Consider the following 14,546-nt stretch of genomic DNA (forward strand, 5'->3'; position numbering starts at 1 on the left):
GGGTGCGGTCACGGCGCCACGCGGGTCAGGTAGGTGTGGTGGGTGGTGAAGCCGAGCCGCCCGTAGAGCGTCACCGCCGGTGTGTTGCGCTCCTCGACCTGGAGGAAGGCGTCGGTCGCCCCTGACGCGGCCGCCCACCGGGCGAGCGCTCCGATCGTGTGCGCGGCCAGGCCGCGTCGCCGCGCCGCGGGAACCACCTCGAGCAGCCCGATGCCGAGCCAGCGGCCGCCGCCGGTGATCGTGCCGCGGGCGGTGGCGACCAGTTCGCCGTCCTCGTGCAGGTGGGCGAAACAGACCCGGTCGACAGCGGTCAGCAGGTGGTGCGCCGCGGCCGGCAGACCACCTTTCCGGCCGGCCGTGACGGCCAGCCAGCCGGCGCTCGGCGCCGACTCCAGCCGTGGCTCCGGCAGGTCGCCGCGCGGCGGTGCCGCCGCCAGCAGGTTCGGCAGGGCGGTGGTGCGGACCAGCGTCAACGCCCGGGCGCCCCAGCCCCGCTCGTCGAGCGCCACGCCGACCGGCGCGGCCAGCGGGAGCGGTACGTTGACCATCGCCGGCTGACCACGGGCGGCGTACCAGTCCCGGACGGCGTCGATCGCCGCGTCCAGGGGGCGGTCGGGGTCGCCGACCGGCAGCGCCGAGTTGCCCCGGCCGGTCCAGCCCTGCGCGCTGCGCAGCAGCCAGTCGCCGAGCCGGTCCTGATCCGGTGCCGGCCACGCCTCGTTGGCGGCGAGTTCGAGGGCGACGACGTCCGCGGCGGTCGGGCGCCGCGAGGCGGGTACGCGCTTGGCCCGGTGCACCTCGGTCAGCGGTACGCTCAGCGGGCCGCTGGAGGTGGCGATGGTGAGATGCGTCTCGGTGAGATCGACGAGTTCGCCGAGCGCGTCGGAATACAGGGCTCTATCGTTCCGTACCCCGACAATTCGCCGGACCACGACCCGATGTCCCACATCCTGCTGTCGGAGCACGATCGACCCCCTCCCCGGCGAGATACTAGGCTCTTACCGCCGCGGTTGATCGCGGCGTAGCCTGCGGAGGAGATGACCCGTGACGTACATCATCGCCGAGCCGTGCGTGGATGTGCTCGACAAGGCGTGCATCGAGGAGTGCCCGGTCGACTGCATCTACGAGGGTAACCGGATGCTCTACATCCACCCCGACGAGTGTGTCGACTGCGGGGCGTGTGAGCCGGTCTGCCCGGTCGAGGCGATCTTCTACGAGGATGACGTCCCGGAGAACTGGAAGGACTACACCACCGCCAACTACGAGTTCTTCGAGGACCTCGGTTCGCCCGGCGGTGCCTCGAAGGTCGGCAAGGTGGAGAAGGACGCGACGTTCGTCGCGGCCCAGCCGCCTCGCGGCGAGGGCCACTGAGCGGCGTGCCCGCCGAGACACCGGCGACGGCGCCACCGGTCACCGCCGTCTCGGCCGGCCTGCCCGACTTTCCGTGGGACCTGCTCGAGCCGGCCAAGCGGCTCGCCGCCGAGCACCCGGACGGCATCGTCGACCTGTCGATCGGCACGCCGGTCGATCCGGTCCCGGCGCTGATCCGGGCTGCCCTCGACGCGGCCTCGGACGCGCCCGGCTATCCGCTCACCGCCGGCACACCCGCGCTGCGGGCGGCGATCACGCGCTGGCTCGGCCGGTCCTGCGGCGCCTCCGCCGACGGGTTGGGCGTGCTGCCCCTGATCGGGTCCAAGGAACTGGTCGCGTGGCTGCCCACCCTGCTCGGCGTACGCGCCGGTGACGTCGTCGTGCTGCCGCAGGTCGGCTACCCGACGTACGAGGTCGGGGTGCGGCTGGCCGGGGCGACCGTGGTGCGTACCGACTCACTGACCGCGCTCGGCCCGACGCCGCGGGTCCGGCTGGTCTGGGTCAACTCGCCCTCCAACCCGACCGGCCGGGTCCTGCCCGCGGCCCACCTGCGCAAGGTCGTCGACTGGGCACGCGAGCGCGGCGCGGTCGTCGCGAGCGACGAGTGCTACCTCTCCCTGGGCTGGGAGGACGAGCCTGTCTCGATCCTCGACCCGCGGGTCTGCGGCGGCTCGTACGCCGGGCTGCTCGCCGTCCACTCGCTGTCCAAGCGTTCCAACCTGGCCGGCTACCGGGCCGGTTTCCTGGGCGGTGACCCGGCCCTGGTCGCCGAGCTGCTGGCGGTGCGTAAGCACGCCGGGATGATCGTGCCGGCGCCGGTGCAGGCGGCCATGATCGCGGCGTTGGACGACGAGACGCACGTCGAGGAGCAGCGCGGTCGCTACGCCGCCCGGCGGGAACTGCTGCGGGCGGCGCTGACCGGTGCCGGCTTCGAGCTGTCGCACTCCGAGGCCGGGCTCTATCTGTGGGCAACCCGGGGCGAGGACTGCTGGGCGACGGTCACCTGGCTGGCCGAGCGGGGCATCCTGGCCGCGCCGGGCGCGTTCTACGGGCCGGCGGGGGAGCGGCACGTCCGGGTCGCGTTGACCGCGACCGACGAGCGGGTGGCGGCGGCGGTCGAGCGGCTCGCCCGCTGAGCGGTTCCCGGCGCCGGACGCTGCGGCTGGCTAGGCTGTGGTCATGGTCGATGGTCCGGTTCTGGCAGTACGCGGCGAGGCGACCCGGGAGGTCCCGCCGGAGGTGGCCCGGTTCGCGGTGACGGTGGCGGCCCGGGACCGCGACCGGCAGACGACCCTGAACCGGCTCGGCGAGCGGGCCGCCGCGGCCCGCTCGGTGATCGACGGCTACGGCACCGCGATCGAACGGCGGGAGACCGGCACCCTCCAGGTGCGCCCGGAGCTGAAGCGGTCCGGCGAACGGGTCGCCGCCTATCACGGTTCGGTCACCACCACGGTGACCGTCACCGACTTCACCGTGCTCGGCGAGCTGATGCTGCGGCTCGCCGACCAGGACCAGACGACCGTCGCCGGCCCCTGGTGGGAACTGCGGCCGGCCAGTCCGGTCTACCGGGACGCCCGCCGGGCCGCGATCGACGAGGCGCTCGTCCGGGCCCGTGAGTACGCCGACGCGCTCGGCGCCCGGGTCACCGCACTGCTCGAACTGGCCGACAGCGGGATGACGAACCAGCCGGTGATGACCAGGGCCGCTTTCCAGCTCGGCGCGATGGCGAAGGACTCCGGCGGGCCGCCCGACCTCGACCTCGACCCGCAGGTGCAGACGGTGCAGGCCAGCGTCGAGGCCAGGTTCTCGATCAGCCCACCGACCGTGCTGGCCGACCCGGCCGACTGAGCCCGGACCGGCCGGTGCCCGGGGCGGCGGGCGGTGGGATAGTCGGCCGGTGACGGATCCCCGCCTGGTCGCCCGCGCCCGTGCCCTCGCCGACGCGGGCCCACGTCAACTGCTCGGCATCGCCGGCCCGCCCGGTGCCGGCAAGTCCACCCTGGCCGCCGGGATCGTCGCCGCCCTGGGGGACGTCGCCGTCCTGGTGCCGATGGACGGTTTCCACCTCGCCGAGGCCGAGTTGCACCGGCTCGGCCGGCAGGCCCGCAAGGGCGCCGTCGACACCTTCGACGCCGCCGGCTACGTTGCCCTGCTGCGCCGGCTGCGGTTCCCCGACGATGCGACGGTCTACGCCCCGGAGTTCCGCCGCGAGATCGAGGAGCCGGTCGCCGGCGCCATCGCGGTGCCGCCGTCGGCACGGCTGGTCGTCACCGAAGGCAACTATCTGCTCATGCGGGAGCGCCCCTGGGACGACGTACGACCCCTCCTCGACGAGGCGTGGTTCCTCGACCCGGACGAGGACGTACGGCTGCGCCGGCTGACCGAGCGGCACGTGCGGTTCGGCCGTGACCTGGCCGAAGCCGCCGCCCGGGCGCACGGACCCGATCAGGTGAACGCGGAACTGATCGCCGCCACCGCGGATCGCGCCGATCTGGTGCTCGGCTCGGGGTCCTCCGTGGATCGATGATCTGCCAGATATCGGTCACAATCAGTGTCCGCCGGGGCGATGGCGGAGCATGGGCCGGGCTGGTAAACCAAGCGGCGGACGCGTCCACGCCGTGTCCACAGTGATGTTGTCCGGCGACCGGCAGGGGAGGCGCGTGTCCACGCGGAAGGTCGTCGTCGGCTATTGCTCCGTCATGGCGGTGCTCGGTGTCGTCGTGTTCGCCGTGCCCCCGCTGCGGCCGCTCGGCTGGGCCCTCACCGGGTTGGCCAGCCTGGCGGCGATCCTGTTCGGGGTGCACGTGCACCGGCCGCGGCGCCGCTACGCCTGGTATCTGATCGCGGCCGGGCTGGTCGCGTTCGCCGCCGGTGACGCGAGCTACAGCCTCACCACCGAGCCGCAGGGCTCCGCCTCGCTGCTCGCCGACATGTTCTACCTGGCGATGTTTCCGTTGCTGGCCACCGGGCTGCTCGGGCTGACCCGGATCAGCTCGACGATGCGCGACCGGGCCCGCTTCCTCGATCTGCTGATCTTCACGACCGCCGCGATCTTCCTCGTCTGGGTGTTCGTGATCGGTCCGCTGTTCAACGGCGACACGCGGGGCGTCAACCGGTCGGCGGCGGCGGCCTACATCTTCGGCGCGCTGCTGGTCTTCGCGACCACGGCCCGGCTGGCGGTCATCGCCCGACGAAATCCGGCCGTACTGCTGCTGCTGGTCGGAGCCACCGGGTTGCTGGTGTCCGATGTGCTCTACGTGCTCGCGCTGCGCGACGGCGGCTGGTCGGACGGCAACCCGGGGGAGCTCGGCTGGCTGATCTTCTACATTGCCTGGAGCGCTGCCGCGCTGCACCCGTCGATGACCGCGCTCACCGAGCCGGCCCAGCCCCGGGCCGCGCAGATCAGCCGGCTCTGGCTGGTCCTGCTCGGAACGCTGGCGCTGGTCGGCCCGGCCGTGCTGCTGCTGCGGGCGCTGACCGGGCAACCGCACGACGACGTGGTCATCTCGGTGGTGTCCGGGGTGATGTTCGTGCTCGTGCTCAGCCGCTTCGCCGACGTCGCCGACGCCCACCGCAGCGCCGTCGGCCGCGAACGCGGACTGCGCGTCGCCGGCGCGGCACTGGTCTCCGCAGCCAGCGCCGACGAGGTGGCCGAGGCGGTCCGGGCGACCGTCGCCCGCCTGATGCCCCGCGGCGCCACGCACCGGATGGTCTTCTCCGTCAACCGGTCCGAGGGAGTGCCGGCGGCCGCGTTCAGCGTGTGGGGGCCGGGCGCCCCGCAGCCGTACCGGATGTCCGGGGCGGCCGCGCTGCGGCGGACCCGGATGCTGCGCACCGGCACCCTGCACCCGGGCCTGGCCAACCAGTTGCGCGACTTCGACCAGACGTTGCTGTGCCCGATGGTCCTCGACGAGGGCTCCGCCGGGATCCCCCGGGTCGGTGCCCTGCTCGTCGCCGCCGAGGCCGAGGTGCTCGTCATCCTGCGCGACGCACTGGAGGCGCTGGCCGCCCAGGCCGCGCTGGCGCTGCAACGGATCAGCCTCAGCGACGAGATCAACCGGCGCAACAGCGAGGCGTACTTCCGGACCATCGTGCAGACCACGACCGACGTGATCCTGATCGTCGACGACGACCACCGGCTGCGCTACGCAAGCCCGGCGGTGGCCACCGTCCTCGGGGTCGAACCGGCGCCCGGCACCCCGCTCGGCGAGATCGTCGAAGCGGAGACCGGGGTGCCGGTCACCGAACTGCTGGCCCAGGCGCGGGCGTCCGGCGGGCGGCCGGGGCAGTGGGCCGACTGGCGGCTGGTCCGGCCGGACGACACCCCGGTCCAGGTCGAGGCGAGCTATCGCGACCTGCGCCGGGACCGGACCGTACGGGGACTGGTCATCACCCTGCGCGACGTCACCGACCGGCGCCGGCTCGAACACGAGCTGACCCACGGCACCCGCCACGACGCCCTGACCGGGCTGGCCAACCGCACGCTCTTCCACGACCGGGTCAGCGAGGCGGTGGGGCGGGCCAGCGAGACCGGGCGGATCGTCGCCGCCCTGATCATCGATTTCGACGATCTCACCGCCGTCAACGAGACCCTCGGCCACACCGCCGGTGACGAGCTGCTGGTCGCCGTCGCCCGGCGGTTGACCACGGCGGTCGGCGGGCTCGGCACGGTGGCCCGCAACGGCGGCGACGAGTTCGCCGCACTGGTCGACGACCTGGGCAGCCCGGCCGAGGCGGAACTGGTCGCGGAGCAGGTGATCGCGGCGCTCGCCGAACCGTTCACCATCGACGGCGCGGAGGTCCGGGGCTCGGTGAGCATCGGCATCGCGACCACCGCCGACGCCGCCGACGCCGGCGAACTGCTCCGGCACGCCGACCTCGCGCTGTTCGTGGCCAAGGGCGACGGCAAGCGCCGGTGGCGCCGGTACGAGGCCTCGGTGCACACCGCGATCGTCGAGCGGCTGGAGCTGCGGGCCGCGCTCGCCCGGGCGGTCAGCGACCGTACGTTCACCCTCGACTACCAGCCGATCGTGGTGATGGGCAGCGGAGCGATCCTCGGCTTCGAGGCGCTGGTCCGGTGGCGGCATCCCACGCTGGGCTTCGTGCCGCCCGCGGAGTTCATCGCCATCGCCGAGGAGACCGGGCTCATCGAGGCCATCGGCGACTGGGTGCTGCACGAGGCGGTCCGCGCGGTGGCCGGCTGGCGGCAGATCCGCGCCGGACGCGCCACACCGTACGTCAGCGTCAACGTGTCGGCGCACCAGCTCCGGGCGGCGGGCTTCGTCGACAAGGTGAGCACGGCGCTCACCGCCGCCGGGGTCGACCCGTCCGGCGTGATGCTGGAGATCACCGAGTCGGCGCTGCTGCGCGACGACGACCGGGCCTGGGCCGAACTCGCCGCGCTGCGCCGGATCGGGGTACGGGTCGCCATCGACGACTTCGGCACCGGGTTCTCGTCGCTGAGCTACCTGCAGCGGATGCCGGTCGACGTGCTGAAGATCGACCGGTCCTTCACCTCGACCATCTCCGGCTCGCCCCGGCAGCGGGCGCTGGTCGAGGCCATCGTCGGGCTCGCCGGCACGCTCGGGCTGGAGGTCATCGCCGAGGGCGTCGAGTCCCGGGTCGAGCGCGACCTGCTCGGCGATCTCGGCTGCCCGTACGGGCAGGGTTTCCTGTTCTCCCGACCGCTCGCCGGCGCGGCGGCGAAGTCGCTGCTGCGCGGCCCGACCGCGGTCGTACCGCCGGTCCGTTCGGCGTTGCCCGGCCGCTCAGGGTGACCGCGAGGCGGACGGTGCCGGGACGTACGGCGGCACCGCCGCCGCCTCGGTGGGCCGGCTCTCGGGCCCGCCCACCCCGGTCGGCGCCAGGGTGGTCGGCAGGTCCGGAACCGGCTTCGGGGTGCGGACCGGCGGGGCGGGGGTGGCGCGGGCCGTCGGGCCGGCGCTGCCGGTCGGGGGCGGGGTGGCCGGCCGGGCGGTGGCCGTCGGGCCGCCGATCGTGACGACGTAGCGGTCACCAGCGAGCGCGATGGTGCCGGCGGCACTGTCGGCGGCGGTGAGCTGCCCGGCGGCACCGACGGTGAACGGCCCCAGCGCCGGCGTATGGGGAGCGGACCGGCCGGGCGGGTACACGGTCAGGGTGGGGCCGGCCGGGTCGGCGACGACGCTGACCGGCCGTTGCCGGCCGTCCCAGCCCTCGAACACCGAGCCGGGATCGGGCCGGCCGGGATAGACCACCACCAGCGTGGTCGCCGCGTTCGGGCTGGCCGGCCACTCCACGGTCCACGACGGCGCGTCGGGGCCGATCGCCGGCACGCCGCGCCCGTCGACGAGGACCGTGCCGTAGCGGGCCGGGGGTGGTGCCGGCGGGCCGGACGGAACAGGCACCGGCGAGGGCCCGGGCCCGCCGTCCGGGCCGGGGGCGGCGATGGTGACCGGGTGGCTGCGCCCGCTCTCCGGGCCGGTCCAGTTGGCCTGCACCGGCCGCACCGTGTAGGTCCAGGTGCCCGGCGGTACGGCCGCGTCGGTGCAGTTCGAGCCGGTGACGATCTCCTCGCACACACCCCGGGCGGGCTGCGCCCCGCCGGTCCGGTCGTACCGGGTGATCCGGTAGCCCGACACGTCGTGCCCGGCGACGATCTGGCTGGGGGCCCAGCGCACGGTGACCGTACCGCCGGCCACGGTGACCTCCGGGCGGTTGCCGGGGGACAGCGTCACGGCCGTGGTCGACAGCGTGGTGGGTTCGCTGGTCACGACCCAGGCGGCCAGTGCGGTGGCGCTGCCGGCCAGGACGGCCGCGCCCGTTGCGATCGCCAGTACGGCGGGGGACGCGGTGAGCAGGCGCCTCATTCGGCGGCGCTGACGCCGGCGAAGGTGAAGCCGAGGGTGAAGGTCGCGCCGGCGCACGCCGCGTCGGACTCGTTGGTCATCCGGATCGCGCCGGGCAGCACGATGTCCTGCGGGCGGGCCTGGGCGTCGACGAGCACCGGCCGGGTCTGCGGCTTGAGCAGGATGCCGCTGTTGTCGGCGGTGCAGCCCGGCTTGTCGGTGGTGAGCTGGCCGAGGGCCAGGCTGGTCACCGCCACCTTGAAACGGTTGGGGTTGGTGACCCGCAGCCGTACGTCGGCCACCGCGCCGGGGTAGAGCTGGGTGACCGGTTCGGCGGTGGCGGTCAGCGCTTGAACGGACTGTGCCCGGGCGGTGCCCGTACCCGAGCCGGTGACCGACCACGCGGCCCACGCGACGCTGGCCACGCCGAGGGTGACGACCGAGGCGAGCATGACGACGGCACCGCGCTTGGACAGTCTGATCACGGTGGATCCTCCGGATGGGTGCGGCGCCGGGCGGTGGGCGCTGGGGGAGTCGGCGGGGGCGGCGGAGCGGTCGCCGAAGTCTCTTTTCGGGCTCAACCGGACGAATCTCGAGATGGTGATGGTCGCTCCGCTGTCGGCTGGCTGACAGTCCGCCCGCGGTCAGTCGACCGATCCCTGGAAGAGTGCCGTTCCCACCCGGACCGCCGGGGCCACACTGACCTCGATCACCGACAGGTCGCCGGTGGGGGCGCTGAACGTCAGGACGACCGTCTGCTGCCGGCCGGGCTCCACGACGCCCCGGAACCCCGGGTCGCCGCCACCGACCAGGGTCGCCGGAACGCGGGCCGTGCCGATGTTCGCGCGTACCACCGCCGCCGACACGTCGAGCGGCTCGGGTCGGTGGTTGGTGATGGTGACCGCGAAGCGTACGGCCGTCGTACTGCCCGCCCCCGCCGCCCCCGGCAGGACGACCACCGGCTCGCCGGTGGCGACCGTGACCCCCGAGGCCAGGGCGATCGTCTCGCCGCCCATCCAGGCGGTGCCCGGCGCGACGGTCACCGGGATCTCCAGGATGTGACCGGGTGTCGGGTCGGCCGCGCCGGTCGCCGGGCGGCCGCTGCCGCAGGCGGCCAAGGGCAGCACCAGCATCAGCAGTGCGGTGGCGAGCAGCCGGTGACCTGGCACGGACAGCCTTCCCTGACGGTAAGGGGGGCAGGCTCATCATGCCCGGGCACGGGAATGCTCTACGCCGGTTGCTGGGTTATTTACATGATGTGCACCGGTTCGCCCAGATCTGCCCGAGAAGCCCGACTGCACTGCTAGGTGCCGCCGACCTCCAGTCGATTGCCACTTGATTCCCAACCGCCCGTGCCGTAATGACGGCATGAAACGTACTCGTGCCTTCCTGGTGGGACTGCTCGCCGCCGCCACCGCCGTCGTGCTGCCCGCCGTACCGGCCCACGCAGCGCCCTATTGCGACCGGCCGAACCCGCCGCCCATCTGCAACGAGGATCCGGGTGACCCGCCGCCCCCGCCGCCTCCGCCGTCCGACAAGACGCCGACCGGCTCCCTGGAGTCGTACCAGTACCTCGGCGGCGCGCAGCTACACCTGTCCGGGTGGGCGTCGGACGCCAACGGCGGCCCGGTACGGGTCCGGGTGCGGGCGTACAACTACGACTACGGCCTCTTCTACGCCGACCGGTACCACGCCGGCCGGGGCGCCAACGTCGGCTTCTCGACCACCGTCCCGATCCCCGGCACCTACGGCACCCACGAGTTCTGCGTCACCGTCGAGAACTACCGGGACTGGACGACGCCGGTCGCGCCGGACCGCCTGCTCGGCTGCCACACCTACAAGGTCGAGCCGCCCGCGCCGACCGGCCTGACGCTGTCGGCCTCGACCCACTACACCGACAGCACGATCCGGCTGAGCTGGCTCGACAACTCCTGGAACGAGCAGCGTTACCACGTCAGCGTCAACTGGATCAGCCGGGGCTACGACAAGAGTTGCTGGGAGGTGTGGGACGGGGAGGGGCTGCCGCCGCGCTGCATGCCGTCGGGCACCGCGATGCGCAAGGACTACACCGTGACGGCCAACCCGGGCACCGGACGGATCTACTTCGACGCCACCGGTCTGGCGCCGAACACGTTCTTCAACATCATCGTGAACACCGTGCAGGACGGACGCTTCTCGCCGGCCGCGACCGGAGGCATCAAGACGCCGGAGTGACCACCAGAGACCGCCGGTTCCGGCCCGCCACTGCCTCGGCGGGCCGGAACCGGTCTTTCAGTCGTTGGCGTGCAGGGCCGCGTTGAGCTCGATGCCGGTGCCGGTGCGCGGCTTCGCCTCCAGCGCGCCGGTGACCGAGTTACGCCAGAACAGCAGTCCGTCCACACCGGACAGTTCCCGGGCCTTGACCACCCGGCCGTCGGGCAGGAGCAGCTTCGACGCGGCGGTGATGTAGCAGCCCGCCTCGACCACGCAGTCGTCGCCGAGCGAGATCCCGACCCCGGCGTTCGCGCCGATCAGGCTGCGCTCGCCGATGCTGATCCGGTCCTTTCCGCCGCCGGACAGCGTGCCCATGATCGAGGCGCCGCCGCCGATGTCGGAGCCGTCGCCGACCACCACGCCGGCCACGATCCGGCCCTCGACCATCGAGGCGCCCAGCGTGCCGCCGTTGAAGTTGCAGAAGCCCTCGTGCATCACCGTCGTGCCGGACGCCAGGTGGGCGCCGAGCCGCACCCGGTCCGCGTCGGCGATCCGCACCCCGGACGGCACCACGTAGTCGGTCATCCGGGGGAACTTGTCCACCCCGTACACGGCCAGGTGGCGGCCGGCGGCCCGCTCGATCAGCCGCAGTTCGTCGACCCGGTCCGGCGGGCACGGCCCGGCCGACGTCCAGGCGACGTTCGCCAGCGCCCCGAAGATGCCGTCCAGGTTCGGTTCGTTCGGCCGCACCAGGCGGTGCGAGAGCAGGTGCAACCGCAGGTACGCGTCGGCGGCGTCCTTGATCGGGTCGGCCAGCGAGCCGATCTCGGTGACCACCACGACCGTACGCAGACCGGGCAGCGCCCGGTCGCCGGTCGCGCCGGCGAGCCGGCTCTCGTCGGTGTCTGCCGGCCGGGCACCGAGCCCGAGTAGGCCGGCCGGATACCAGGTGTCGAGCACCTGTCCGTCGGCGGTGGTCGTGGCCAGGCCGATGCCCCAGGCGGGCTGCGTGTTCGTCACGGCCTCGAAGGTACCGTGCGAGGCATGGTGAACCCGCTGACCCCCGAGGTACTGGCCGACCCGGTCGCGCTGACCCGCGCCCTGGTCGACATCGAATCCGTCTCGCTCGACGAGAAGGAGATCGCCGACCGGGTCGAGGAGGTGCTGCGGTCGCTGCCCCACCTGACCACCCACCGGCACGGCAACACCCTGATGGCGCGTACGGACCTCGGGCGGGCGCAGCGGGTCGTGCTGGCCGGGCACCTCGACACCGTGCCGCTCAACGACAACTTCCCGTCCACCGTCGAGGGCGACCGGATCTACGGCTGCGGCACCAGCGACATGAAGTCCGGGGTCGCGTTCGCGCTCAACCTGGCCGTCACGTTGCCCGAGCCGCGTTACGACGTGACCTACTTCTTCTACGAGGCCGAGGAGATCGAGTCCCGCTACAACGGGCTCAACCTCGTCGCGCAGGCGTACCCGCAGTGGCTGGAGGCGGACTTCGCGGTCCTGCTCGAACCGACGTACGGCGTGGTCGAGGCCGGCTGCCAGGGCACCATGCGGGCGCTGGTGCGGACCCGTGGCCGGCGGGCCCACTCGGCCCGCTCCTGGAAGGGCGTCAACGCGATCCACGCCGCCGGCGCCGTGCTCGACCGGCTGGCCGGATACCAGGCCCGGACGGTCGAGATCGACGGCTGCACCTACCGCGAGGGGCTCAACGCCGTACGCATCCACGGCGGCGTGGCCGGCAACGTCGTGCCGGACCTGTGCGAGGTCGAGGTCAACTACCGGTTCGCCCCGGACCGTACGCCGGAAGAGGCGCACGCACACGTACGCGAGGTCTTCGACGGCTTCGAGGTGACGATGACCGACTCGGCGGCCGGCGCGCTTCCCGGCCTCACCGCGGCGCCGGCGGTGGAGTTCCTGGCGGCGGTCGGCGCGGCCCCGGTCGGCAAGCTCGGCTGGACCGACGTGGCCCGGTTCGCGGCGCTGGGCATCCCGGCGCTGAACTTCGGGCCGGGTGACCCGAACGTGGCCCACGCCCCCGACGAGCACGTCGAGATCGGTCTGATCCGCGAGGGCGCGGCCACGCTGCGCCGTTGGTTGGCCTGAGCCGGAGCGACCCGGCGGGTGGCCGCCGGGTCAGGTCGCCGTGGACTCGACCGCCGGTTCGTCGGCCCGGTCCGTCGGGCGGGGCGGCCGGCCCACCGCCACCCGGCGCTGGGCGACCACCTCACGGATCCGGCGCTGCATCTCCCGGCGCTGCCGGATGATGTCCGACCGGGTCATGAAGAGATCCCGTTCGGTCCGCTGTGCTCGCCCTGCATGCTTCGCTCGCTCATGGCGTTCCTCCCCCCGAAGGCCCCGGCGGCGGTGCCGGGGCGCCGCGCATACGCAGTATGTGGAATAAGAGACGCGGCTACCACCGATTTGGTTGCACCCGGCGGGGATCTTTTTCTCGACGCCGCTGGTAGGCGCGTCCATGCCGGCTGGCGCCGGCCACTACGGTGGGCGTCATGAGCGAGCGAAGCGAGTGGACGTCATGAGCGAGCGGAGCGAGCGAAGTAATCACCTGCCGGGCGGGCCGGAGTGGCATCGCGGTCCGGTGACCCTGCGCCGCGATGCGATCCCACGGGCGACCGCCGACCAGGGCCTGCTCGACTCGCGCGGCCGGGGCGACTGGAAGACCCGGGACGCCTGGCGGGCGCTGCGCATCCTGTCGGAGTTCGTCGAGGGCTTCGACAGTCTCGCCGACCTGCCGCCCGCGGTCAGCGTCTTCGGCTCGGCCCGCAGCAAGCCCGACAGCCCCGAGTGCCAGCTCGCCGAACGGCTGGGCGCCGAACTGGCCCGGGCCGGCTACGCGGTCATCACCGGCGGCGGGCCGGGCGTGATGGCGGCCGCGAACCGGGGTGCGACCGAGGCCGGTGGCCACTCGGTCGGGCTCGGCATCGAGCTGCCGTTCGAGCAGGGCATCAACGAGTGGGTCGACCTGGGCATCAACTTCCGCTACTTCTTCGCCCGCAAGACCATGTTCGTCAAGTACGCGCAGGCGTTCGTGGTGCTGCCGGGCGGGTTCGGCACCCTCGACGAGCTGTTCGAGGCGCTGACCCTGGTGCAGACCGGCAAGGTGACCCGCTTCCCGGTCGTGCTGATGGGCGAGGCGTACTGGCGGGGGTTGATCGACTGGCTCCGCGACACGTTGGCGGCCGACGGCAAGATCGGACCGGCCGACCTCGATCTGATCTGTGTGACCGACGACGTGGAGACGGCTGTCCGGCACATCGTCGACGCGGACGCGGCGCTCGCCGCCGAGCAGGAGGCGATCCAGGAGACCGCCGCCGCCCAGGTCGAGGCGGCGCGGGCCGAGGCCGAGGTGACCGCCGCGGCCATCGAAGAGGGGGCGGCCGAGCGGTCGTCCACCGCCGGTCGCCCGACGGACCGCTGACGATGGCCGCCATCTGCGTCTTCTGCGCGTCGTCGCGGACTCTCGACCGCCGGTTTCTTGACCTGGCTGACCAGGCCGGGCGGGAGATCGCCCGCCGGGGGCACACGCTCGTCTCGGGCGGCGGCTGCGTTGGCATGATGGGCGCGGTCGCCGACGGCGCCCGGGCCGGCGGTGGCCGTACGGTCGGGGTGATCCCGCAGGCGCTGGTCGACCTGGAGGTCGCCGACACGCACTCCGACGAGCTGGTGGTCACGGTCGACATGGCGAGCCGCAAGACCGTCATGATCGACAAGTCGGACGCGTTCCTGACCCTGCCCGGTGGCCTCGGCACGCTCGACGAACTCTTCGAGGTGTGGACCACCGCGACCCTGGCCATGCACCGCAAGCCGATCGTCCTGGTCGACTCCGAAGGCTTCTACGCCGGACTGGTCGACTGGCTGGCCGGCCTGCCGGACCTGCGGTTCGCCAAGCAGGCCGCGATCGACCTGCTCGTCGTCGTCGACTCGGTACCCGCCGCCCTCGACGCCATCGAGGAGCGGCTCGGCTGAGCCGGCGGCGTGGCACGGTCCTGGGCGGTCGTGGTGTCGGTGCGTCGTGGTGAGATGAGCGGATGCAGGCGTACCGGCTGGTCCGTCGGCCGGCCGAGGCCGCGCCGGCGACTGTCCGTGACCCCGGGCAAGATGACCCCGGGCAGCGTCGTGACCCGGCCA

The 14,546-nt window shown here is 73.2% G+C and carries 15 protein-coding genes; 9 read left to right on the plus strand and 6 right to left on the minus strand.

The window, feature by feature from the left end; all coding sequences use genetic code 11:
• Window positions 1-8: 8 nt before the first annotated feature.
• On the minus strand, window positions 9-965 hold the full coding sequence (locus Prubr_RS16995; protein WP_212826596.1) for a GNAT family N-acetyltransferase: 957 nt from the start codon (window positions 963-965) through the stop codon (window positions 9-11).
• Window positions 966-1,044: 79 nt separating this feature from the next.
• Here Prubr_RS16995 and fdxA point away from each other — a divergent pair, with 79 nt between their 5' ends.
• The 5 genes from fdxA (at window position 1,045) to Prubr_RS17020 (ending at window position 7,148) form a co-directional block, all read left to right on the plus strand.
• Complete coding sequence (fdxA, locus tag Prubr_RS17000) at window positions 1,045-1,371, plus strand: ferredoxin (RefSeq protein ID WP_212826598.1); 327 nt, start codon at window positions 1,045-1,047, stop codon at window positions 1,369-1,371.
• A 5-nt stretch (window positions 1,372-1,376) separates the two neighbouring features.
• The gene (gene dapC / locus Prubr_RS17005; protein ID WP_212826600.1) at window positions 1,377-2,507 is read left to right on the plus strand and encodes a succinyldiaminopimelate transaminase; all 1,131 of its coding nucleotides are present in this window, start codon (window positions 1,377-1,379) and stop codon (window positions 2,505-2,507) included.
• Between the two features lie 43 nt (window positions 2,508-2,550).
• A complete protein-coding gene (locus tag Prubr_RS17010) occupies window positions 2,551-3,219 on the plus strand; it encodes an SIMPL domain-containing protein (protein WP_212826603.1) in 669 nt (222 codons plus the stop codon).
• Window positions 3,220-3,268: 49 nt separating this feature from the next.
• Complete coding sequence (locus Prubr_RS17015) at window positions 3,269-3,898, plus strand: nucleoside/nucleotide kinase family protein (RefSeq protein ID WP_212826605.1); 630 nt, start codon at window positions 3,269-3,271, stop codon at window positions 3,896-3,898.
• A gap of 133 nt (window positions 3,899-4,031) precedes the next feature.
• Window positions 4,032-7,148 carry an EAL domain-containing protein gene (locus Prubr_RS17020; protein ID WP_212826607.1) on the plus strand — a complete coding sequence of 1,039 codons (3,117 nt, stop codon included), beginning with the start codon at window positions 4,032-4,034 and terminating at the stop codon, window positions 7,146-7,148.
• On the opposite strand, the gene Prubr_RS17025 is transcribed toward Prubr_RS17020, so the two are convergent.
• The 3 genes from Prubr_RS17025 to Prubr_RS17035 all read right to left on the minus strand — a co-directional run bounded on the left by Prubr_RS17025 (window position 7,140) and on the right by Prubr_RS17035 (window position 9,367).
• Window positions 7,140-8,219 carry a hypothetical protein gene (locus Prubr_RS17025; protein WP_212826609.1) on the minus strand — a complete coding sequence of 360 codons (1,080 nt, stop codon included), beginning with the start codon at window positions 8,217-8,219 and terminating at the stop codon, window positions 7,140-7,142. The genes Prubr_RS17020 and Prubr_RS17025 overlap by 9 nt on opposite strands.
• Window positions 8,216-8,683, minus strand: a complete 468-nt coding sequence (locus tag Prubr_RS17030) for a hypothetical protein (protein ID WP_212826611.1) — start codon at window positions 8,681-8,683, stop codon at window positions 8,216-8,218. Before Prubr_RS17030 ends, Prubr_RS17025 begins: the two co-directional genes overlap by 4 nt.
• Before the next feature lie 159 nt (window positions 8,684-8,842).
• A complete protein-coding gene (locus tag Prubr_RS17035; RefSeq protein WP_212826614.1) occupies window positions 8,843-9,367 on the minus strand; it encodes a hypothetical protein in 525 nt (174 codons plus the stop codon).
• Window positions 9,368-9,566: 199 nt separating this feature from the next.
• On the opposite strand from Prubr_RS17035, the gene Prubr_RS17040 reads away from it, so the two are divergent.
• Window positions 9,567-10,412, plus strand: coding sequence for a hypothetical protein (locus Prubr_RS17040; protein ID WP_212826616.1), 846 nt, complete (start codon window positions 9,567-9,569; stop codon window positions 10,410-10,412).
• A gap of 57 nt (window positions 10,413-10,469) precedes the next feature.
• On the opposite strand, the gene dapD is transcribed toward Prubr_RS17040, so the two are convergent.
• Window positions 10,470-11,411 carry a 2,3,4,5-tetrahydropyridine-2,6-dicarboxylate N-succinyltransferase gene (gene dapD, locus Prubr_RS17045; protein ID WP_212826618.1) on the minus strand — a complete coding sequence of 314 codons (942 nt, stop codon included), beginning with the start codon at window positions 11,409-11,411 and terminating at the stop codon, window positions 10,470-10,472.
• 24 nt (window positions 11,412-11,435) lie between these two features.
• Here dapD and dapE point away from each other — a divergent pair, with 24 nt between their 5' ends.
• Window positions 11,436-12,503, plus strand: a complete 1,068-nt coding sequence (gene dapE, locus Prubr_RS17050; protein ID WP_212826620.1) for a succinyl-diaminopimelate desuccinylase — start codon at window positions 11,436-11,438, stop codon at window positions 12,501-12,503.
• Window positions 12,504-12,533: 30 nt separating this feature from the next.
• Here dapE and Prubr_RS17055 read toward each other — a convergent pair whose 3' ends face one another.
• Entirely contained in the window at window positions 12,534-12,680 is a 147-nt protein-coding gene (locus tag Prubr_RS17055; RefSeq protein WP_212826622.1) for a hypothetical protein, read from the minus strand.
• 253 nt (window positions 12,681-12,933) lie between these two features.
• Between Prubr_RS17055 and Prubr_RS17060 the strand changes: the two genes are divergently transcribed.
• Both Prubr_RS17060 and Prubr_RS17065 read left to right on the plus strand, forming a co-directional pair.
• Entirely contained in the window at window positions 12,934-13,836 is a 903-nt protein-coding gene (locus Prubr_RS17060) for an LOG family protein (protein ID WP_212826624.1), read from the plus strand.
• Window positions 13,837-13,838: 2 nt separating this feature from the next.
• Complete coding sequence (locus Prubr_RS17065) at window positions 13,839-14,384, plus strand: LOG family protein (RefSeq protein WP_212826626.1); 546 nt, start codon at window positions 13,839-13,841, stop codon at window positions 14,382-14,384.
• Window positions 14,385-14,546 lie beyond the last annotated feature (162 nt).

Origin of the sequence: Polymorphospora rubra (assembly GCF_018324255.1) — a bacterium.
Taxonomy (GTDB): Bacteria; Actinomycetota; Actinomycetes; order Mycobacteriales; family Micromonosporaceae; genus Polymorphospora; species Polymorphospora rubra.